Source organism: Polaromonas hydrogenivorans (assembly GCF_040105105.1).
GTDB lineage: Bacteria > Pseudomonadota > Gammaproteobacteria > Burkholderiales > Burkholderiaceae_C > Polaromonas > Polaromonas hydrogenivorans.
The window spans coordinates 1,101,534-1,123,097 of the sequence record NZ_CP157675.1 but is presented as its reverse complement, the minus strand read 5'-3'; the positions used below and the strand labels follow the sequence as shown (position 1 = coordinate 1,123,097).

At 55.2% G+C, this 21,564-nt stretch carries 19 protein-coding genes; 4 read left to right on the top strand and 15 right to left on the bottom strand.

Going from position 1 to position 21,564, the window contains the following annotated elements:
* Positions 1 to 4: 4 nt before the first annotated feature.
* The 15 genes from ABLV49_RS05335 to ABLV49_RS05265 form a co-directional block, all read right to left on the bottom strand.
* Positions 5 to 1,171, bottom strand: coding sequence for an N-acetyl sugar amidotransferase (locus ABLV49_RS05335; RefSeq protein ID WP_349280596.1), 1,167 nt, complete (start codon positions 1,169 to 1,171; stop codon positions 5 to 7).
* 4 nt (positions 1,172 to 1,175) lie between these two features.
* Entirely contained in the window at positions 1,176 to 2,465 is a 1,290-nt protein-coding gene (locus tag ABLV49_RS05330; RefSeq protein ID WP_349280594.1) for a lipopolysaccharide biosynthesis protein, read from the bottom strand.
* Positions 2,466 to 2,471: 6 nt separating this feature from the next.
* Positions 2,472 to 3,239: an AglZ/HisF2 family acetamidino modification protein gene (locus ABLV49_RS05325; RefSeq protein WP_349280593.1), complete on the bottom strand. Its 768-nt coding sequence runs from the start codon at positions 3,237 to 3,239 to the stop codon at positions 2,472 to 2,474.
* Positions 3,236 to 3,853 carry an imidazole glycerol phosphate synthase subunit HisH gene (hisH, locus tag ABLV49_RS05320; protein ID WP_349280591.1) on the bottom strand — a complete coding sequence of 206 codons (618 nt, stop codon included), beginning with the start codon at positions 3,851 to 3,853 and terminating at the stop codon, positions 3,236 to 3,238. The genes ABLV49_RS05325 and hisH overlap by 4 nt, the downstream gene beginning before the upstream one ends.
* A gap of 5 nt (positions 3,854 to 3,858) precedes the next feature.
* The gene (locus ABLV49_RS05315) at positions 3,859 to 5,091 is read right to left on the bottom strand and encodes a hypothetical protein (RefSeq protein ID WP_349280590.1); all 1,233 of its coding nucleotides are present in this window, start codon (positions 5,089 to 5,091) and stop codon (positions 3,859 to 3,861) included.
* Positions 5,088 to 6,173 (bottom strand): DegT/DnrJ/EryC1/StrS family aminotransferase, encoded by a 1,086-nt coding sequence (locus ABLV49_RS05310; RefSeq protein WP_349280588.1) that lies wholly within the window; start codon positions 6,171 to 6,173, stop codon positions 5,088 to 5,090. Before ABLV49_RS05310 ends, ABLV49_RS05315 begins: the two co-directional genes overlap by 4 nt.
* A gap of 172 nt (positions 6,174 to 6,345) precedes the next feature.
* The gene (locus tag ABLV49_RS05305) at positions 6,346 to 7,185 is read right to left on the bottom strand and encodes a hypothetical protein (RefSeq protein WP_349280587.1); all 840 of its coding nucleotides are present in this window, start codon (positions 7,183 to 7,185) and stop codon (positions 6,346 to 6,348) included.
* A complete protein-coding gene (gene wbpD / locus ABLV49_RS05300) occupies positions 7,182 to 7,787 on the bottom strand; it encodes a UDP-2-acetamido-3-amino-2,3-dideoxy-D-glucuronate N-acetyltransferase (protein ID WP_349280585.1) in 606 nt (201 codons plus the stop codon). Before wbpD ends, ABLV49_RS05305 begins: the two co-directional genes overlap by 4 nt.
* Complete coding sequence (locus ABLV49_RS05295; protein ID WP_349280584.1) at positions 7,784 to 9,229, bottom strand: N,N-dimethylformamidase beta subunit family domain-containing protein; 1,446 nt, start codon at positions 9,227 to 9,229, stop codon at positions 7,784 to 7,786. The genes wbpD and ABLV49_RS05295 overlap by 4 nt, the downstream gene beginning before the upstream one ends.
* 99 nt (positions 9,230 to 9,328) lie before the next feature.
* Positions 9,329 to 10,276: a Gfo/Idh/MocA family protein gene (locus ABLV49_RS05290; protein WP_349280583.1), complete on the bottom strand. Its 948-nt coding sequence runs from the start codon at positions 10,274 to 10,276 to the stop codon at positions 9,329 to 9,331.
* Between the two features lie 17 nt (positions 10,277 to 10,293).
* Positions 10,294 to 11,595 carry a nucleotide sugar dehydrogenase gene (locus tag ABLV49_RS05285; RefSeq protein WP_349280582.1) on the bottom strand — a complete coding sequence of 434 codons (1,302 nt, stop codon included), beginning with the start codon at positions 11,593 to 11,595 and terminating at the stop codon, positions 10,294 to 10,296.
* A 58-nt stretch (positions 11,596 to 11,653) separates the two neighbouring features.
* Positions 11,654 to 12,730 (bottom strand): MraY family glycosyltransferase, encoded by a 1,077-nt coding sequence (locus tag ABLV49_RS05280; protein ID WP_349280580.1) that lies wholly within the window; start codon positions 12,728 to 12,730, stop codon positions 11,654 to 11,656.
* A gap of 120 nt (positions 12,731 to 12,850) precedes the next feature.
* Positions 12,851 to 15,109 carry a polysaccharide biosynthesis tyrosine autokinase gene (locus ABLV49_RS05275; protein WP_349280579.1) on the bottom strand — a complete coding sequence of 753 codons (2,259 nt, stop codon included), beginning with the start codon at positions 15,107 to 15,109 and terminating at the stop codon, positions 12,851 to 12,853.
* A gap of 9 nt (positions 15,110 to 15,118) precedes the next feature.
* On the bottom strand, positions 15,119 to 16,372 hold the full coding sequence (locus tag ABLV49_RS05270) for a polysaccharide biosynthesis/export family protein (protein WP_349280578.1): 1,254 nt from the start codon (positions 16,370 to 16,372) through the stop codon (positions 15,119 to 15,121).
* Positions 16,373 to 16,634: 262 nt separating this feature from the next.
* Positions 16,635 to 17,270, bottom strand: coding sequence for a transcriptional activator RfaH (locus ABLV49_RS05265; RefSeq protein WP_349280576.1), 636 nt, complete (start codon positions 17,268 to 17,270; stop codon positions 16,635 to 16,637).
* 577 nt (positions 17,271 to 17,847) lie between these two features.
* Here ABLV49_RS05265 and ABLV49_RS05260 point away from each other — a divergent pair.
* The 4 genes from ABLV49_RS05260 to ABLV49_RS05245 are packed head-to-tail and all read left to right on the top strand — an operon-like array spanning position 17,848 to position 21,544.
* A complete protein-coding gene (locus ABLV49_RS05260; RefSeq protein ID WP_349280574.1) occupies positions 17,848 to 18,525 on the top strand; it encodes a methyl-accepting chemotaxis protein in 678 nt (225 codons plus the stop codon).
* A gap of 4 nt (positions 18,526 to 18,529) precedes the next feature.
* The gene (locus ABLV49_RS05255; RefSeq protein ID WP_349280572.1) at positions 18,530 to 19,066 is read left to right on the top strand and encodes a hypothetical protein; all 537 of its coding nucleotides are present in this window, start codon (positions 18,530 to 18,532) and stop codon (positions 19,064 to 19,066) included.
* A 32-nt stretch (positions 19,067 to 19,098) separates the two neighbouring features.
* Complete coding sequence (locus ABLV49_RS05250) at positions 19,099 to 20,670, top strand: extracellular solute-binding protein (protein ID WP_349280571.1); 1,572 nt, start codon at positions 19,099 to 19,101, stop codon at positions 20,668 to 20,670.
* Position 20,671: 1 nt separating this feature from the next.
* Positions 20,672 to 21,544 carry a hypothetical protein gene (locus ABLV49_RS05245; RefSeq protein WP_349280569.1) on the top strand — a complete coding sequence of 291 codons (873 nt, stop codon included), beginning with the start codon at positions 20,672 to 20,674 and terminating at the stop codon, positions 21,542 to 21,544.
* Positions 21,545 to 21,564: the final 20 nt, after the last annotated feature.

Genomic DNA, 21,564 nt, shown 5'->3' with positions numbered 1-21,564 from the left:
GGTTTTATCTGAATTTTTTGTAGATGCCACTCAGAAAATGCAGATTTTTACGCATCCATTTATATAAATTGTCATTGCTAGGATAATCGCTATAAAATCTTGGTGACTCGGCCATGATTCTTTCATATTCCAGCATGTTTAATCCTAGCTTTTTTGTCCAGAATATTTTATCTTCATTTAATTCAATTGGATTATAAAGAGGAAATTCCAACTCGATTTTTGCTTCCTCCTTTGTCATCTGCCCGGAAACCACCAGACTGGCCAGATGGGCTTTTCGCTTGTCATATCCAAACTTGGCGGGAAGATAATGAGCCTGAAAAAATTTCGTGAACACTGATTCGTAATGCTTGCCTCCATAATCGCGCCAGCCCAGCTCTTTCATCAATATTTTTTTTGCCGCGAATTTGTTGTAATCAATCCACTCAAGTGGCCGATGCGTGCGCATCTTGCGGATTAGTGGATAATAAATTAATTTATCAAATGTTGAATGTATCGGGAAGTGCTTCAGTTGATGCTTGCCAAATTTTTTATGGATTGCCAGCAGGCTTTTCGGATCACCGGCATCATATCCCCATGCCGCAGGAAGAATTGATTCTGTCTGCATATTACCGCCGCTCAGAATATCCTTGATGCCATATTTCCTGGCCTCCCTGTAGAGGGAAGCTATAAAGGCATGGTCTTGCGGCACGTCAAGATTGGCAGTTCCAGAACGGAAATAGGCTTGCTGCAAATCCTTTATTTCCTCCCAGTCCATCACCACAGTATGCAAATCAAGATTTAGCCGCTGAACTATATTCTGGATATTGTTAACCGCCAGTTCCGAATTCCAGCCGGCATCCACATGGACGGCCAACGGTCTCAACCCCAACTGTTTCACCGCATACCAAGCCAGGTAGGAACTGTCCACACCTCCGCTAAGTCCCATGATGCAGTCGTATTCTTTACCCTTGCCAGCATTTTTTAAATGAGCAACCAGCGAATTCAATTCGCTCATTTTCTCATCTGGTGTACCTAATTCAGCGATATAGCTGTCATACATTTTGCAATGGTTACAAACACCATGTTCATCGAATTCTATCCATGGATCGGATGTATCCATCACGCATCGAACACATTCCTGGTGTGGATGCTTATGCAAAATATCAGTATGCAGATTTTCTCTGTAGTTCATATATTTACTTTGAATATTTAAATGAAATGTAAATGCAAAATGCATACCAGAAACCGGCCATGGTGCTGTACATAAAGAGGGCTTTTGGCAAGGAATCACTCTGAAATAAAATGTGAGAAAATACAAAAGCAGCAGCACTTATTACAAAAAGCCCGATTTGCCATAAAAAATCCATTTTCTGCTTTCCCCTGATTATCCATATATAACTCAATGGCGAGGATATGAAACGAACAGCCAACAGAAAAACCATGACACGAATCAGATAGCCTGATTGATTCCATTGCTTGCCGAATATTAGAGGAAAAAGCTCTGGAACAATCAATACAGTCGGCACAAGCAAAACCACCGAAATCAATATCATCAATGCTAGAAAAGTGCCATATGTGACTTTGCAACTTCCTGACAAAGTAAACTCAGTTGAAGCTTTTTGTCTAAAAATATCATATATCGAACTGGCCAGGAAAGATAAAGGCATATTAACCATGCGATTCGCCAAGGAATATTGCCCCAGCTGATGTGCGCCAAACAGCTTGTTGATCATGAACTCGGGCAATTGCGAACTCAGGGTGTTGAGCAGGGTCGCTGGCACACTGTAAAGCGGTAATTCTTTATATTTTTTGAGTTGTGCCTTGATGGATCCGAAATTCATGTCTGGTCTGGATGAACTTATATCGATATGAAATAGTCGATAAAGTAGAAAATTCGCCAAGACATACCCTAGCAGATTAGCCAGTACAAAACCGACAGCCTCTAGCCTCATCAAACCTATACTAACCTGGATCAGCATGGTGGAGACTCCAAGAATGACCTTATTTCTGGCTAATTGCTGGTAATATCCTTTACGAATACACCAAGTATAAAGTGACATGTAGCCGCTTGAGGTCATCACGGTCAACGGTAGTAAAGGCAATATGGATATCGTGTCAGCACCGACTGCCCAACGCAACCAGTATTCAGGCATCGCGAATAAAGCCATAGCCAGTACAGCACTTGTTGCAACAGTTGCAGCGAAGGACAGGAGCGCCGCATGCACAGCGGCACGGTCATCTTCTTCCAGCAAAATGGCATTATGAAAGGCCAAGGATGCTACAGATCCTATGATGACAACCAGCGCATAAAATACCGCATAAGCACCAAACGCTGTCGGTGAATAAAGTCGGGATACTATGGGTGCGGAAATCAAAGGCAGCAGTTGCACTGCTGCCGAACTGGCAATGAATGAGCCATGGTTGTGGTGTAGCGCTGAGGTGACGATTCCAACACCTTGCGCATACAATTTTCGTGTGTGTTTCAAAGCGAATTACTCACACCAGAGTTTCTGCGTATCCTGCTCATTCGGATACGTGATCAATACCGCCCGGTGTTTGCCCTGGAATACGAACATGGCACCAGCGGCAACGGCAGAAGCCCCGGCTTCGTGAACAGCCCGTTTGAAATCGTCCAGGGTTCTTGCACCGCCTGCCGCCACGACAGGTACCGAAACGGAAGACGCTACGCGTTTAATCAAGTCAAGGTCATAGCCAATCATCTCACCATCCCGGTCAATGGAATTGATCAGGATTTCTCCGACGCCCATCGCCTCTAATTCTTGCGCCCATTGCACCGGGGATTTAGGGATTTTCTCCGATCCGCCTTTGATATATACCTGCTCCTTGCCGAGCCAGTTTCTACGCACATCAATGGAGCCAACCAAAGTGGAGCTGCCGAAATAAGCTACCAGATCCTGCACCAGCTTGGGCTTCGTGTACGCTGCGGAATTGATGATAATTTTTTCGATGCCGATGCCGATCAATTCACGCACCATTTCGGCCGAGTTGACGCCGCCACCATAGCTCAAGGGCATGAAACATTCCGCTGCAATATCCTTCAGTAATCTGAAATCCGGCTCCTTTCCGGTCCGTGCAGAAGCAATGTCGAGAAAAGCCAGTTCATCGACCTCCTTGTCGTTGAATATTCTTACGGCATTGATTGGATCACCCACATAGATTTCATTGGAAAATTTTCGAGTTTTATACAAACCTGCCCCTTTAAGAAGCAAGACAGGAATAATTCTCGGTCGCATATTCATGTCAACTCTGAAAAATTACGCAGTAACTGCATACCGAACTTATGGCTCTTTTCCGGATGAAATTGAACGCAGTGCAAGTTGCCTTTACTCAAGCCACAGGCATATTCAAACCCATAGCTGACATTCATTGAAACGATGTCTTGCTCAAGTGGTTTGAGAAAATAGGAATGCACGAAATAAAATCTAGGTGTGCTGTTGAAACCGGACAGCAAAGGCGAACCGTTGACGTCAAATACATCACGCCAGCCTATATTTGGTAAAGGCCATTTACCGGCGATGCCGTCAAACTGGAATTTTAAAGTCTCTGCCTCGAACCAACCCAGACCTGACAAACAGCCTTCCTCGCTGGACCGTGTCATTAATTGTGCCCCCAGGCAGATACCAAGCACTGGAATTTTCTCGGCCAATGCTTTATATCCCAGAATATCGAGCAGGCCAGAATCAGTCAAATGCCTCATGCCGGTATCAAAAGCACCAACTCCGGGCAAAATAAGTTTGCTGGCCTTGGAAATTTCATCAGGGTTTGAAGAAACCATTGATGAATAACCAATTTTACGCAACATATTCTTGATTGAACCAAGGTTACCAAGACCGTAATCAACAATCACAATCATTTGCGTTAGCCTCTTATATATCCAGGTCGATAAGCTTTTACGCACATGTAGCCAAGGAAGAACCAAAATGGCGCCCAATCGAAGAATACATAAATACTGGCCAGTCCAGAAATCACCAAAAATAACCGAAAAGCAAGCAGGTTATTTGAATCAGTGAAAACAGTGGACTTTATCTTGTCAATATACAGAATTAGCCATGAGAGAAGCATGAGGAAAAATCCTGCCACACCACTATGCGTCAGCAAGGACAGAGGAAGACTGTGTATGTATTCGCCTTTTTTAAATCCGGCACTTACCTCGGCATGGTAATCACCAAAGACGGGGGCTATTTGAAATTGGCGAAAAAATCCTGGAAGCAATTCGGTTCTGGTCTGCAAGGAATCAACGGAGGACAAGCCATCATTCAAATTTTTTAACCGCGTATTAGCCAGTATGTCCGCAACAAAAAACTCAACTGAAATCCAATATATCAGCACGAGCATTAAAAATACAATTGTCAGCCTGATGAGCAGACGAGAGCGTGATGTAACAGAAACAAGTATGACCGGAAGACTTACGATCCAAAATGCCACTATACCTGTGGACTGCATCAATGCCACGGCGTAAACTAGGAAGCTGGACATGGCAATGCAAAAATAAACCGGCAAATTGGAACTGACAGCATTCATTGATTTATTTTTTATAAAGGCATGCAAGGCAATTATGCTGATGCAGATCAAAATAATTGCGTTCGATGCAATCGCTTGGTAAGAAACGAAAACGACTCGATCGGAAAGATATTTTTGTATGATCCAGGCAACTGGCAAAAATGACAAATAAATAATCGAGGTAGCAGTTTTCTGAAGCCGCCTGCTACCGCCAGCTTCCAGCACCGTGCGTATGCTTCGAATGCCAACTGCCATCCATAAGCCAATCGACAGCCAGGTTAACATGCCATAGCGTGAAAGTAGAACCGACTTGAGGGACTCATCAGTATTAAATACAACATTAATTATTAAAAATATGAAAAAAATCCCGAGAACTGTAAGCGGAGCAAAAAGCAGCAACCGCTTTTGCAAAGCATAAATTGTCAATAGCGCCCCAATCCCAGTATTGATTGCATAGCCGAGCAAATCCAGGTGGCTATCCTGTTTGCCGTAGGCATCAAGGTACATCGTACGTGCCGTCTGCAGCATAAAAATGCTGATATACAGCAAGCCAAGATACGCCGCAGCATTACTGGGTTTCAGGAATTTCATGGATTAGCCAGTTCGGCAACTATCTTTTCCTGATCTGCTTCAGACAAATACGCTCCCATCGGCAGGCTCAACACCTGCTCAGCCACCGCATCGCCAATCGGTAATTGGCAACTGGCGTCGGCCACCGCAGGCTGCTTGTTCAGAGGAATTGGGTAATGCACGGCAGTTGGAATCCCGGCTGCCTTAAGCCTGGCTTGCACATGCTCACGGTTGGCTACGCGAACGGTATATTGGGCGTAGGCGCTGATGTTCTGTGAGTCGATGTACGGTGTAGTGTCAATCCCGGCCTTGCTGAGCAGTCGGTCATAGTTGGCGGCAACCTGCTGACGCAGCGCGATTTCTTCTTCAAGGGCGGCCAGCTTGGGCAGCAGGATAGCGGCTTGAATGGTGTCCAATCGGCTGTTGACCCCCACACGGATATGGTGGTAGCGACGGTCTTGTCCGTGACGGGCGATCTGGCGCATGACCTCAGCCAACTCGTCATCGTTGGTAAAGAGGGCGCCGCCATCGCCATAGCAACCCAAGGGCTTGCTGGGAAAGAAACTGGCGCAGGCAATGGTGCTCAGGTTGCAACTCTTGCGCCCTTTGTAGCTGGCGCCAAAGCTTTGAGCGGCATCTTCAATGACTGGAATTCCGTGTTTCGCTGCAATGGCGTTGATGGCGTCAAAGTCGGCGCACTGGCCATACAGGCTGACGGGGATGATGGCTTTTGTGCGAGGCGTAATGGCTGCTTCGAGCAGATTCGGGTCCAGGTTGTAGGTGCGCTGGTCGATGTCCACATACACCGGCCTGGCACCCAGCAAGGCCACGGTTTCAGCGGTAGCGATATAAGTAAAACCCGGAGTGATGACTTCGTCGCCGGGGCCGATGCCTAGCGCCATTTGGGCTATCTGCAGCGCATCGGTGCCGTTGGCACAGGTAATGCAGTGTTTGGCGCCAGTGTAGGCAGCGAGTTTTTCTTCCAGCTCGTCCACTTCTGGCCCAAGAATATATTGGCCATGGGCCAGCACGCACTGGATGGCGGCGTCGATCTGGTCCTTGAGGCGAACTTGCTGGCCTTTAAGGTCGATGAATTCGATCATAAATTGGTGTTTCTTAAACATCAGCGATATTGCTGAATATTATTTAGATTAAAAGAAAATCACTCGCACAATGATGACTTCACCTTTTATAGCCACACTATCGACCAGACCATGGAAATTCGGTTTAATTGCAATCAATATAATTCGCATGCTCTGGCAGAGCCATGCACTCTTACAGGCAATTTTCACATGGAATAATAAATGGCATCAATCCCAAAACTGTACCAAAATAATAACAAAGTCCTTCGTATACCCGAAGCATATTATCTTTGGCATTTTCCAGCGGATTGCTCCGCCACTGTCGCGGATGAATGAGCAATTTAATAACCCTGTCACCTCTTTTTATCGCGACTATTGGATTCAACGGATTCCAGAGATTGGGGTACATCAGATCTGAAAAACGTGATTCCAGATGATCTGTTAACTCGCCGTCGTAGGCTTCGTAGTCGATGCGCATTGACTGCCGGATTTCTGGAGTCAGCAGCTCATAATTAATTATTCCTAGACTGCGATTTACAAAATCACCATGCGAGGCTATTCCGCAAAGCGGCAAGCCACTCTTCAGTCTCAGTGCGGCCAGATTTTCACAAAACAGTTCACCAGCATGTTTTCTTAAATGATCGAGATTGGAGGTGACTTTCAGCCTTTTACGCTTGGCGACTGTCGCGATTTCCTCAAAATGATAACCAACCTCCCCACCGCCATCATGGATTTCGCTCATCAGAGCGATATCGGCAGTGAGGAGTCGAAAAAAAAAGGTCGCGCATATGCCATGCTGGCGTTCAAGTTGCCAAATTGACCTGGCTGTCGCTACATCGGTATCTATGTCGTGTCGCAAAATAAGATAGCGGGACCGGGAATCCAACTTGCCCTCTCTCGCCACGTTCAGAAAGCCATCAATCGATAGAACTTTATAACCTTCAGAAAGGGCGGCAAGAAGCACACTCTCCAATTCATCCAGGCGAGACGGCATCAAGAAATCATTGAATAGTCGGTGAGCGATTTTTTTCATGACAGTGCCTTCCCTTCGCTAGGTTCGATATGTTTAATAAGCTGCTTGCCAGCCAGCACGTAACGGGTTCCCGTGTGCTGACACACGGCTTCCCCCTGCCCTTCGCATGGCAGGGGCAATCGCTCACCAAACTCGCTGATCCAGCCAATCTGCCGAGCGGGCACGCCCACCATGAGCGCGTAGGCGGCTACGTTTTTGTTAACCAGCGCCCCAGCACCGACAAGGGCGTATTCGCCAATGGTCACGCCGCAAACAATGGTGCAGTTGGCACCCAGGGTGACGCCTTTCTTGACCAGCGTGTTCATGTATTCATTCTTGCGTTCGACGAGGGCACGCGGGTTGTACACGTTGGTAAACACCATGCTGGGGCCGCAAAAAACACCCTCTTCGAGCGTGACGTTGTCATAGACGCTGACGTTGTTCTGGATTTTGCAGTGGTCGCCCATGACGACCTTGTTGCCGACAAAGACGTTTTGACCGAGTGACACGCCTTTGCCGATGCGGGCACCCCCGCAGACATGCACGAAGTGCCAGACGCGGGAGCCTTCGCCGATGTGGGCGCCTTCGTCAACGATGGCGCTGGGATGAATCGCGTAGGTCATGCTGGAACCTTATCGTGAACACGGTGTTGCACGGCATTGTCTTGTTGAGGTTCTCTGACCAAATCAACAAAACCCCTGATCATGTCTTTGATAACTGGATCACCGATTCCATGCCAAAGACTTATCGAACCGAAATTAAGGACATAACCACCGGCATCCATTTTCTTGAAAACAACATCCGCTCCGCCAGATCCAGGATTATTTCCAGACGCGATCACAGAAAATCCAGTGCGCGGCCCCAAAAATTTATCCGTCTCTTGACCGCTTGCCCCATGCATGAATTCGCCGCACTGCGCAAGTGCGGTTTTTTTTCCAAACTCCATGCCACCCTTGCGCCCCTTGAAAAAAGGAAAACTTTCGTCAACGATCTTGAATGATGAATACGTATCATAGCCACGGGGATCATAATGAGAACCTAAATAGTTGTAGATGAAGTTTTCATACTTTGTATTCAAGATACTCTTCCCCCAGTAAACTTTCATGGCATGAACTTTCCTCACGAAGCGATAGGCAGTATTACCCCCTAGCACCAGCATGCTTCCACCACTATCAAGAAATTTTTCGATGCTTCTTATTTTTGCGGGACTCCAGTATTCATTGTGCGCTCCAAAAATAATCAGTTTGTATCTCGAAATATTTTCATATTTTTCCAAAAAATCATCGGACGATATGTCGTAAACCATCTTCAAATCATCCAGTCCGGACTTTATTAAAAGGTCTGGATTTACAAGATGATCCTTGCAGTCAACCTCTGTCAGGCGATCAGATTTTTTAAAATTCTTCAACTGATAATCCATTGGATAAGCTTCCGGACGCGTGAAATTGCGTTCCAGATATCGCCGGCCCTGCTGATAATAGTTTCTCAAGCCATTCGCGGATAGATAGGCATGCATCGTGTCTGTTGATTCAACAAATAGAATGCTGGAGCTTTTATCCCCCTCGACAAAAAATGGAATGTATCGAATATCACGGCCGTTTTTCACCTTGAGCTGAAACCACCCGCTATCAGAATTCTTCAACTGAAAGCGATAAGCATCGAAATCGCGATGATCAAAACCATCAAACGTCGTCGCCACCACCTCCATGGCATTGTTTTTTGGATTTATTTTTTGAAACCACACCATCTCATGATCATCATTGGAGAATTTCTCCAATTCCACCTCGACAGGCGAATCGCTTTTGAAATGCAAACTCACCGAGGTGCCCCGGTCATAAATCAATTTATCAGTGAATGCAATAAAATCCTCATCCACAATAAATGCTTGATTAACCATCACCGGCACCACTTCACGATATTCCTTGTAGACCAATATGTTCCTTATCCTATTCTGGAGATTCAACAATACCTCTTCCTTATAGTGCCCCAGGAGTACCCACAACAAAGAGCCCACCAAAATAAGCAAAGCAAAAATAACAAGCAAAAATTTTTCAATAAACGTCATTGAAATACTCCAATTCAATCATGACGAGTAAATTCCCTGCCTCCTGGGGCGGGGAAATTTATTATTCTTGCCAGAGCGATGGCCCAGCTTTATTGCCGCTCAAATCAATTGACCGATGAAAGGATGGACCTCGCCCTGCTCCCCTCTAACTGGCGTTGCCGTGCGAATGACGTTGACGGTTTCAATGCAATGGCGTGCATCGTCCAGGCCATAGCCGCGACCGGCCAGGATTTCCTGGTAGCTGGTGGTGTGCAGGTCGGTAAACCCTTCGGAAAATTCAAGCTGCTCGCCGCTGATGTCAATGTTGCGGTAAGTTGAGCTTTTGCCCCTGACCTTGTCAGGCAGGTCATTTGCATCAATGGACAAAAACCAGCGCACACGGGCGCGTTCGTATTCAAGATAGCCCGCGGCCTTGGCGTCAGCCCTGTAATGCGTGACATTTTTCTGCAGGCTGCCAAAGATGAAATGCAGCATGTCGTAGAAATGCACGCCAATATTGGTGGCGATGCCGAAAGACTTGCGCGGATCGCCCTTCCAGCTTTGGGCGAACCACTTTCCGCGCGAGGTGATGTAGGTCAGCTCCACATCAAACTTGCGGTCTTCAGGGGCAGCAGCCACTTTGTCGCGCAGCTTGCGGATGGCTGCGTGGTGGCGCAACTGCAGGATGTTGAAGACGCGCTTGCCGGTTTCCTTTTCCACCCGTTCCAGTTCGTCCAGCAGTTCGGGGCCAGGCACCAGGGGTTTTTCGCAGACCACATCGCAACCCAGGCGCAGGCCAGCGGCAATGTGGGGGTGATGCAGGTAGTTGGGGGAACAGATGGCGACGTAGTCGAGCGCGGTTTGAGGGTTGCGCTTGAGAAAGTGGGCAAATTCCTGAAAACGCTCGAACTCGGTGAAGAATTCACTTTCAGGCGAGATGCTGTCAATGATGCCGACGGAGTCATTGATGTCGTAGGCCACGGACAGGCGGTTGCCGGTGTCTTTGATGGCGCGCATGTGGCGCGGGGCGATATAGCCGGCGGCGCCGATCAGGGCAAAGTTTTTCATTTTTTTATTGCAGGGAGTTACAGGCGGAAGACGGTAAAACCGGCGGCGGCGGCGTGGTGGCGGTCAAGCAGGCTTTTCACGTCGGCCAATACGGGTTTGGTGCCACGGCAGAAGGTGCGCAGTTCTTTAGGCGTGGCATGGCGGTATTGGTTGTGACCGACGGCCACGACCAGCGCATCGACCAGGTTTTCTGCATCCACGGCGCCCAATTGCACGCCGTGTTCGTGCATCACTTCTTCGGCGCTGGCCCAGGGGTCGGCCACCACCACGCAGGCCCCCCAGGCTTCAAACTCGCGCACCATGTCCACCACTTTGCTGTTGCGAATGTCGGGGCAGTTTTCCTTGAAGGTGATGCCCAGCACGCCGATGCGGCAGCGCGGCACGTCCATGCCATTTTTCAGCATGAGCTTGATGGTGCTGCGCGCAACGTAGCGGGCCATGTTGTCATTGATGCGGCGCCCGGCCAGAATCACCTGCGGGCGATAGCCCACTTCTTCGGCCTTGTGGGTGAGGTAAAACGGATCAACACCGATGCAGTGGCCGCCCACGAGTCCCGGGCGAAAGGGCAGGAAATTCCATTTGCTGCCGGCGGCCTCCAGCACGTCGAGGGTGTCGATGCCCAGCCGTTCAAAAATAACCGAAAGTTCGTTGACCAGCGCAATGTTGAGGTCGCGCTGGGTGTTTTCGATCACCTTGGCGGCTTCAGCCACCTTGAGGCTTTTCGCCCTGTGGGTACCGGCGGTGATGATGCTGCTGTACAGGGCATCAACCGTGTCGGCGGTCTGGGGCGTGCTGCCACTGGTTATTTTTTTGATGGTGGTCAGGGTGTTGACCTTGTCGCCGGGGTTGATGCGCTCGGGGCTGTAGCCGCAGAAAAAATCAACATTGAATTTCTTGCTGCTGAACTTTTCGAGCACGGGAACGCACACCTCTTCAGTCGCTCCCGGATACACAGTGGACTCGTAGATGACGATGTCGCCCTGCTTCAGTACCTTGCCAACTGTCTCGCTCGCCTTGATCAGCGGCGTCAAATCCGGGCGGTTGGCTTTGTCAACAGGCGTGGGCACGGTAACAATGAACACATTGCACTCCGCCAGCGCAGCGATGTCAGTGGCAAATACAAGCTGCGTGGCATGGCGCAGTTCTTCGGGTGCGACTTCCAGCGTATGGTCTTCGCCTGTCTGCAGTTCAGCCACGCGTGCAGCATTGATATCAAAGCCGACGACGGGGTATTTTTTGCCGAATTCGACCGCCAGCGGCAGGCCGACATAGCCCAGGCCGATGACGGCGACGAAAAGGTTGCGCGCAGGGTTTTGCATATTTTTTCCTAGGCTATTGAGTAGAAAAAGCAGGAATGCGAAAAAAGAGGCAGTGGATTCAAGCCACTTTCGGAACCAGCGTTGCTGGGCTGAAGCACCACCTGAACTGCGTGAGCCGCGCATAAACGCTGGAGTACAGCAGCGCACAAGCCGCAAACCCAAAAATCAGCATGAACGTGTTGCTACGCCACTGAAGGGCTATCGAGACAGGCAGCAAGGTGGCAAACCACATGAGGGCGCCGGTGGCTGAATTACGGACCAGTGTGGATGACTGGGGCCAAAGGCGCCGGACCACGCGGCGCGTTACCAGGCTGTGCAAATGCAGGCGGTCAGGGGCACTGAGGCTGACCTTGTGGCGGTGGCGGCGCACGATGCTGAACAGCACTTCGATCACTGGAAAGCCGCACATCAGCACCGGCGCCCAGGCTGACACTTCGTTATGGCGCTGTACCAGCAGCACGGCCAGCCAGGCGATGGAAAAGCCGAGAAAGTAAGCGCCGCCATCACCCAAAAATATCTTGCCCATCGGCCAGTTGACCAGCAGGAATCCGGCGGCGGCACCGGCCAGAATCAGGCCCGTCATGGCCAGGTCAGCATCGCCCAGGGCCGTGGACAGGACGCCGAAAGCGGCAAGAATAATGAGAGAGGTTCCACCCGACAGGCCATTAAAGCCGTCAATGATGTTGATGGCGTTGGCAATGCCGCCTACGGCAAAGCCAGTAAAGGCCACCGAAACCGCGGTGAAGCCGAGCAGCCAGTCCAGCCCCCATACATTGGCGTAGGGAATCGAATAGCCGGTGATCGCCCAGCCCAGTACGCCACTACCCATGGTCGCCAGAAAGCGGGTGCGCACGCTGACGCGCTTGGTGATGTCTTCAAGCAGGCCAGATGCAAAGGCCGGAATGCCGGCAACGATCAGCGGCCCGAGCAGGGATTTTTTGTCGGAGCCGGCCATCAGGTAGCCTGCAACCACCCCCGCCACAATGGCAATTCCGCCAACACGGGGGGTGGGATGGGCATGGAACTTTTGAACACCCCGGGTCGAGTCCATGGTGTAGTGGCCATGCCAGCCTTGGGACGCGACCAGCAGCAGGGCCACCAGCAACGCCACACTACCGGCGGTCCAGGCTGCCATTGAAATGAAACTAAAGATACCGGGCATCGTCGGACTCTCCTGAAAATTTAGTTGTTGTCAGCCAGTGCGCTGCAAGCGTCAAGGCGGCGGTCGCGCAGGAGTTGCCCTGCATAGGGTTTTTTACTGGCCGGCGGTGGTTGTGCCGTACCGGTAGTGGGTGTAGCGGTCGCGGCTGAATCTGTAGCCGCCGTAATGCTGGCGGCTGGTGTCCAGGTCGTTGAACACCAAGCCCTTGACCGGCACGCCGGTATGGCCGAGGCGCTTGGTGCTTTCCTGCAATTCACCAAGCTCGGTGACTTCGGCCCTGACCACCAGAAACACCGTGCCCGCATGGAAGGCCAGCACTTGCGTGTCTGACACGGACAGCACGGGTGGGGTGTTGATCAGCACCAGATCGTATTGGGCGGACAAGGTTTCCAGCAGTTGCCGGATAACCGGCGACATCAGCAATTCACCGGGGTTGGGCGGAATGCTGCCGGTGGTCATCAGGTCCAGGCCGGGTGCGGCCGCGCGATGCAGCACGTCGCCCAGCGTGTGGCTGCCGGCAATCAGCTCGCTCAAGCCGTGGCCGCGCTGCATGCCAAAGAACTGGTGGATGTGGCCTTTGCGCAGGTCGGCGTCAATCAGCAGCACGCGCTTGCCGCCTGCGCCCAGCAAGGCCGCAAAGTTGGCACTGGTGAAGGATTTGCCGATGCCCTGGGTGGGTGCGGTGAACAGCACCACGTTGTTGCGCGCATCGAGCATGGCGAACTGCAGCGCGGTGCGCAGGCTGCGCAGGCTTTCCACGCCCGGGTCTTCGGGATGCGCAATGGCCAGCAGGTGGTTGCCCGGCGCCTGACTCCTGATCAGCCTGGACAGCTTGTCCTGCTCGGCAGAATGCGGCACGGTGGCAAACACATGCAGGCCGGTGGCCGACTCGATATCGGCCGGATCCTTCATGCCAGGACGCAGGCTGTTGCGCAAAAATGCCAGGCCCGTGCCCAGCAGCAGGCCGAGCACCCCACTGATGATCAGGATTTGCGCACGCTGCGGCTGGATGGCGCGTTCGGGCACCACGGGCGCATCGACCACGCGCACATTGCCGACCTTGCCTTCCTTGACGAGGCGGAGTTGCTGCGAGCTGGTCAGCAGGTTCAGGTACAGCTCGCCGTTGACCTTGACATCGCGCGTCAAACGGAGCAGGTCTTGTTCGGTGTTGGGCAGGTTTTTAACCTTGCTGGCCAGGCCCGCGATTTCCTTGCTGACGGCGGCAATCTGCGCATCAAGCGTCTGGATGACGGGGTGAACATCGGTGAATTGCACGCTTTGCTCGCGGCGTTTTTGCTGCAGCTCCAGCAAGCTGCCTTGCAGCTTGACGGCCGTGTCAAGGTAGTTCTTTCCTTCGGTGCCCAGGTCAAAGGTGCCGTTCTGGTTGCGGAACTGGTTGAAGCGCACTTCGGAGTCTTCCAGCTGCTTTTTGAGTTGTGGCAAAAAATCACCCAAAAAAGCGAGGGATTTTTCTGCTTCGGCCGATTTGCGCTCGACATTCTGGCGCACATAGTTGGTGCCTACGGCATTCAAAGTACGGGCAATTTTTTGCGGGTCGGTGCCCTGGAGTTCGAGCGCAATCACGCCGGACTGCTTGCCTTGCTCCGTGATGTTCAGATCCTTTTGCAACTCCTCGATCACGCCCAGGCGGGAATAGCGCGCCACATTGAAATACGCGCCGGGCTTGGCCCTGAGTTCAGTCACCAGGATGCGGCCCTTGTCCTGGCCCCGGTTAAATCCTGCCGGCGTACCGACTTTTCCCTGCACCAGCGTGCGGCCGCCAGGCTCGCGCAATTCAAAACCGCCTTCAGTAGCGACCAGCAGCAGCCGCTTGCCTTCGAGTTCGACAGGCACTTCGAGCAGCCCCAGGCGAATGGATTCATTGCCCGAGACGTAGCCGCCCAGCCCCATGAATCCGGGGTTGGACAGATCGGTGGCGCGGCGCGCAAGCCAGCGGCCGAGCAGTGGCAGGTATCTGGGGGCAGCAGTTACATACAGCTGCAGGTCGTCCACGGACTTGCCAAGCACCAGGCGAGAGCGCAGGATTTCCATCTCGGCCGTGGCCGGTGAATTGATGTCGAACAGGCTGGACGCCTCCCTTAAGGCACCAGCAGCACCAGCAGCGCCAGAGATTCCGGGCTTGCTGTCTTCGACCTGTATAAGAGAAGTCGCTTCATAAACCGGGCGGCTGAGGAAGGCATAGGCGCAGCCCAGCAGCAGCGCCAGCGCCGTGATGCCGGCAATCAGCCAACGCGCGTCAAGCAGCACATCGAGCAGGCCAAGCAGGTCGATGGGCTCCTCCTGCTGATCGGCGCCGTAGGGTGTGGGCATGGGAGATTGAAGAGCGTTCATTCGGCCGGCTCAATTGGAGTTCGGGTTGCGTGACAGATTGACCACCTGCGCGCTGGGCAGCACCAGGCTGATCACGCGGTTCCAGAGCACCAGCGGCACCGGATCGACAAACACCACGTCGCGCGACTTCAGCTCGAAGCCTTCGGCCAATGCGTAGGCCGCTGGCGAACTGGCGTCAAGGTGGTAAATCTCGGGCGTGGCGGGTGCTGCGGATGCGGCCGTGCCGCTGGCATCGGCATCGCCAGCGGTAGCGCTGTCGCCGCTGCGGCTGCGCACCACATAAATCTGGCGCGGATCGCCAGAGGTGGGGTTCACGCCGCCCGACTCGCCAAGCGCCTCATTCAGCGTCAGGCTGCCATTGCGCAGCGGCAGCGCCCTGGGAATCGTGACTTCGCCCAGCACATACACCTTGGTGTCATCGCGGCTGGACACGCGCACCAGGTCGCCGGCGGCCAGCATGATGCGCGACGGGTTCACGCCCAGCGTGGTGAGTTGCGGCAGGTTGATCTCGCTGGTCACGCCATCGCGGGTGACGCTGACCGTGGCCCGGTCGGCTGCGGCCGTCAGCCCTCCAGCGCGGTTGATGGCTTCGGGCAGGGTCATCGGGATGTCATTGATCGCCTGCAGGCCGGGGGTGCGCACTTCGCCATCGACATAGACCCGGCCCGCGCGATAGGCCTGGATGCGCAGGGTGATTTGCGGGTTCCTGACGAACCGGGACAGGCGGCGGGTCAGTTCCTCGCGGGCTGCGCTTTCCGTCAGTCCGGCGATTTTGAAGGTGCCCAGCAGCGGGAACTGGATCAGGCCTTCCGGGCTGACGTTGTAGCCGTTGCCGACAGACGCCAGGCCGGAGGCGTCGGTCGTCAGCGTGGCGCCTGCCGGGGCCAGCACCAGTTCGGGATGATTCCAGACGACGATGTTGATCACGTCGCCAGGGCCAATCCCATAGGGTTGGGCTTGCGCGAACAGACGTTTCACGCCGGTACTCAATTCAGCTTTGCGCAGGGCGCGTTGCTGCGTGATGAGTTCGGGCGTGATGGCCAGCAAGGTGCCGGGCGGCGGCGTCTGGTTTGCGGTGCTTGTGCCCGTGCGCGAAGTGCCGGCATCCGGATTGGTCCACTGGCCGGTCTTTTGCAAACTCCTGCCCACCGACAGTCCGGGCGCCATGGCGCAGCCGCCCAGCCAGACGGCCGCCAAGAACAGAACAGGCCAGCGCGCCTGCGCGAGCCTGGAAGTGAAGCCTGATGTTTGGAGTGTGCGCATTGGAAATGACGAAGGGACGAAGGCGAAGAACGGATGCAGGCGTGAGCCGGCGAGAGTCACGAAACCAGATTCCTGAAGCGATTGATCTGTAAAGCCGTGTAGAGCCAGTGCCGGCTGACGCAGTGGCTGCCTGAAAAAACAGCCGCCCAAGCTACCGCAGTGTTTGACACCCTTTAAGGATGAAACGCTGCAAAAAATCTAAAACAGGAGCGGACGGGCCCATGCCAGGACGGAAAAAATCCAACCCCAAAGCGTTAAAAATTCAGGCGACTTTCAATTGATGGTGCTCAACACTGACCAGCTGCTCGCGACCCATGAATTCCAGCAATACCGTCACGCGCAGGCTCGAAACGCTTTTGACCAGGCCCTCAAGCCCGTTCAGCGCCGGGTTGTGAAAACGCACCGCATGACCCGGGCGCAATGCACTCAACTCAGCCACATCCGCCGCATTGCGCTGCTGCTCAAGCTGCCGGATGGCATCAAGCGCTTCCGAACGAATGCTGGCCAATTCATTGCCAAACCGGACCAGCTGCGCCACGCCACGGGTTGAGCGGACGGGTGCAATCGACTGGGCGGGGTGCGACGGCCTGAAAAATACGTAGCGTGGAAACATCGGCACAAAAATGGCTTGGGTGCCTGCCTCGGTCTTTTTCAGGCACTTGTAAAGCGGTAGATAGGCATCGAAACCTTGCTGCTGCAGGTTCTGCAGTGCGACCGTTTCCAGGCGGGGCCGTGTGTAGGTCAAATACCATGATGAATTGGCAAACGCCGGGGCCGAAGCGCCGATTCCGTTGTTTATTTCAGCATTCATTAGCAGCACCCTCCCCCAGCACGCAGGCCATTTTTTGTTTTGATCACTCGTGCAGCCCGGGAATTTTTCATTCCTCAAATCCTGCAAGTGAGGCAAATCTTAATGACCAGTTCTGCCGGTTTCAGGCGATTTAAGGGCTTAATCGTTCGTCGTTACGCCGCTTACGTTTTTTGGCTCACTAGAAATTTGGCGCCTGGCGCCGCCCCATTCCGGGCAAGTCCCAAGCTCGTTCAGCAGGCGCTTGCCAGGCGCAAGGGGCCATATCCGGTGCATCCGGAGGATGCGGCGGCAAGTCTCTCAAGCTGGCCGTGGAGCATTTTCCGCATGCGGTTCATGGGCGCTCAAGGAAGCCGGAAAAAAGAAAATTGGCTTGATGCCAGCCGTTCCCGTGAACCGCTGGCCGGATTCATTGTTGCTATATTTTTAATAGCTACTTAGGCATGCGTAATGTGCGCAAATGGCCTATTTTGTTCATAAAATTCAACGTCCGCCAGCCCGGCGCCACGGCCCCGGTTTTAGTCCTCTTGCGCCGCCTGGATTGGCATTAAACTTACCCGAAACAAAGGGGTGCGGACTGCATGTTGCCGCCTCCCAAACGGCTCTGCGATGGACTGGCCGTCCATTGGCCGGCATGGTCCATCCACAACAATCTGGAGTACAGGCGATGAAGGGACTACTGAGCTTTCTGGAAAAGGCCGGACTGGTCAAGACGGACGTTCCTGCTGTTGAGCCGCCTACCCTTGACGAAGGCGAACCCCGCGCAGAACCGGCACTGGGTAACCCCGCGCCCGCCCCGGCCACGCCCATTGCGCAGGACGACGGCACGCCGCTCAAGCTCGACGACATCTACGCCAGCGAAGGCGTGATGGCGTCGGTGTTTCCCGCAGAGCGGCTGCTGCGCCTGGTGGACGGGCTGAGCGCGATGGACGAAGCCACGCGCCAGATGGCCATCCGGGCGATGGATGCCGCCGATGAATCGTGGACGATTGGCGACCCGCTGGCGGACGCCGCCGCCAAGGTCAAGGCGCTGGCCGCGCATGCCGAACGGCTTCGGCTGAACCTGCGGCAACTGGCGCAGGAAACCGAAGGCCAGCTCAACGCCGCCCGCCTGCGGCAGGAGCAGGTGGTCGGCAACATCCGCAAGCAGATCGCCGAGCTCGAAGCCCTGGCGTCGCGTGAACTGGCGCGCGCCGCCCAGGAAACCGCCGCCCACGAGGCCAGCCTGAAGGCGGTCACCGAGCAGACCGGTCGGGAACTTGAACAAGTCACGCAGGCCAGCCAGCGGCTGCAAAGCCTGGCGCTGCAGTTTGGCACGCCGGCAACCACCACAACCGGGGAATGATTGAATGGCCAGTTTGACACCGCTTTCAAAAGGCCTGATTGCCCTGGCCGTGGTGGGCGCCATGGCGTCGGCCGTCTGGCACCTCGGCCTGAAGGATCGGCTGGGCGGCGCAACGCCACCAGCGCAGTCGCAACCGGCGGACGCCAGCGTTCCCGCTCCCCCGGCAACGCCCGCCCCGGCGCCGGACACGGACCCCAGCACCAGCCCCTCGGCAAGCACCAGCACGCCAGCCAATGCGCCGGATCAGGCCGCGCCTCCAAGCCTCCCGGCCACGCCAGTCCCCGAGCCCAAGGCGCAGGCCTCCGGACTGTCGCCGGCTGAAAATGCCGAAACCGGGCGACGGCTGCTCGAAAGCAAGAACTACGAGCAGGCCCGCGTTCACCTGGAGCAGGCGGTCCAGGGCGGCGACGGCGGCGCCGCCTGCCACCTGGGCGAGATGCACCTGAAGGGCCAGGGCGGGCCGATCAACCGCGAAAAAGCGGCCAGCCTGTTCCAGTTCGCCCAGTCGCGCAGCATCATTTGTTTCACCTCGGGCCAGTGAAGGCAACCGGGTTCCTGACAGGAAATCACCCCATGAAAATTCGCACCCTTGCCCTGCTGGCGGCCCTGACCTGCGGCGGACTGATGGCCGGAACCGTCCAGGCCCAGGGCTTTGTCTTCGGCACCGGCCAGCCCCCTGCGGAAGCCGCCGCACCGGCCGGCGCGCGCAACGCCAAGGTCGAGACGGCGCAGCGCCTGCTGGCCCGGCTCGGCCTGCTGCGCGAGACACCGAGCGGCAACCTGACACCGGCCACGCAGGAGGCGATTCGCGTTTTCCTGGCGCAGAACAAGCTGCCCGCATCAAGCCAGGTCAACGACGGCCTGCTCAATTCATTGCGCCGCGTGATCTGGCAAACCCAGAACTGGTCCAGCGGCAACTACAAGGGCCGCGAGAAGCTGGTCGATGCGCAAGGCCTGCGCGAGGCGCAGATCCTGCTGGGTAAACTGGACTACAACGCCGGCCCGCTCGATGGCACCTTCGGCCCGCAAACCCAGGTGGCGACCGAGGCCTTCCAGGAATCGCAGGGCGTGACGGTCGATGGCCTGATCACCGCCACGGTGCTGATGAACCTGCGCCGCGCCGTGAATGGCGCCGGCGCGTCGGCCAGGGAAACGGTGCGCGTGCTGAACTGGCCCGACTACATCGACGCCGGCGTGCTGCAGGACTTCGAGAAGGAAAACAACATCCGCGTGGTGTACGACATCTTCACCAGCAACGACGACCTGCAGGCCAGGCTGCGCGCCGGCGGCACGCCCTACGACGTGGTGTTTCCCACCGCCAACGCCGTGCCAGCCATGGCCGCCAAGGGACTGCTGGGCAAACTCGACAAGGCCAGCCTGAAGAACCTGGGCAACATCGACCCGCGCGTCGATGCCACGCTGCGCGCCTGGGACAAGGACGGCAGCTACAGCCTGCCCTACATGTGGTACACGGTCGGCATCGCCTGGAACCCGAAACTCACGGCCAAGGCCTATCCGGGCCATGCCATGGATTCGCTGGGCAACGTGTTTGACCCGGAAACCGCCCGGCGCTTTCAGTCCTGCGGCGTGGGCGTGGTCGATTCGGCGAGCGACGTGATGCCGCTGGCGGCCATCGCCGGCGGACAGGCCAAATGGAACGGCAAGAATTCGGTCAACGCCGCCAGCCAGGTGCTGGACCGCCTGAAGGGCATCGTCAAGGTCATTCCCACCGACCAGTACATCGACGCGCTGGCCAGCGGCAAGATCTGCGTCGCCATCGGCTTTTCGGGCGACGCGGTGCAGGCCCAGACCAAGTCGCGCGGCACGGTCGAATACCGCGTGCCTAGCGAAGGCGGCCTGCTGGCCATCGACGCCATGGCCGTGCCGGCGAATGCCAAAAACAGGCGCGCCGCCCACCTGTTCATCGACTACCTCATGCGCCCGCAGGTGATTGCCAAGATCTCCAACACCGTGGGCTATGCCAACGCCAACCTGAAGGCCGGCGAGTTCATGAACGAGAGCATCAAGTCGAATCCGGCGGTCGTGCCCAGCAGCGCGTCGCTCAGCCGCTCGTCGCCGATTCCCATCCTGTCCGAACAGGACCAGCAGGACATCGCGCGGGCCTGGAGCCGGTTTTCCAAATAGCGTGGACAAACAGCCCTCCTACCTGGGTGCTTTCATCCGGCATCCGTACAACCGCGTGGCGCTGCTGGCCACCGGCTGCGCCGCCATTTTTGCGTCGATTCCCTTTGGCTGGCCGGGCATGGCGCTGGTGGCGGTGCTGGGGCTGGGCACGGAAGTGCTGGCCGCGCTGGGCATTCCCGAACTGCCATCCTTCAAAGCCTGGGCGGACCGCGAGCACCACCACCAGTTGCGCGCCGAGCGGCGGCTGCGGCTGCTGGCCGAACTGTCCGACTATGGGGATGCCAGGGCGCTGGCCAGCTACGAGCAGATGTACCGCCGCGTCCAGTCGCTGTACCAGACGGCCGGCGACGCCCGAAGCACGCTGACCCGCGATGACGTTGAAAAACTCGAAGACCTGACGGTGGACTACCTCGGCCTGTGCGTCGTCAACCAGTCGCTCAGGCAGCGCCGGGATGCGCCCAGCGAAGAAGGCGTCATCAAGCGGATTGCCAGCCTGCAGGGACAACTGCTGAACAAGTCCCTGACCAGCGACGAGGAGCGCCAGCTGCGCAGCGCGCTGGCCGAATACACCGAGGTCATGAACCGTTCGCGCCGCCTGGCCACGCGCCGCAGCACGCTCGAAGCAACGCTGATTTCCATGCCCGACAAGATGGAAGAGGTTTATCAACTGGTGATCACCGCGCCCTATTCGTCCGAGATGGGCGGCAAGCTCGAAGAATCCCTGGCGCGCCTGCGGATTGCCGAAGAAGTGGCCGCCGAGTTTGATACGGCCGAATCGTTTGACTTCACGCCGCCCCGCACGCCCAGCGCTTCACCGGCAACCCTGGGCCAGGCCGCGCGGCAGGCGGCGCAATCCGTCAAGTCACGCTCTTAAATCCCCAACCCGTTCCCCGC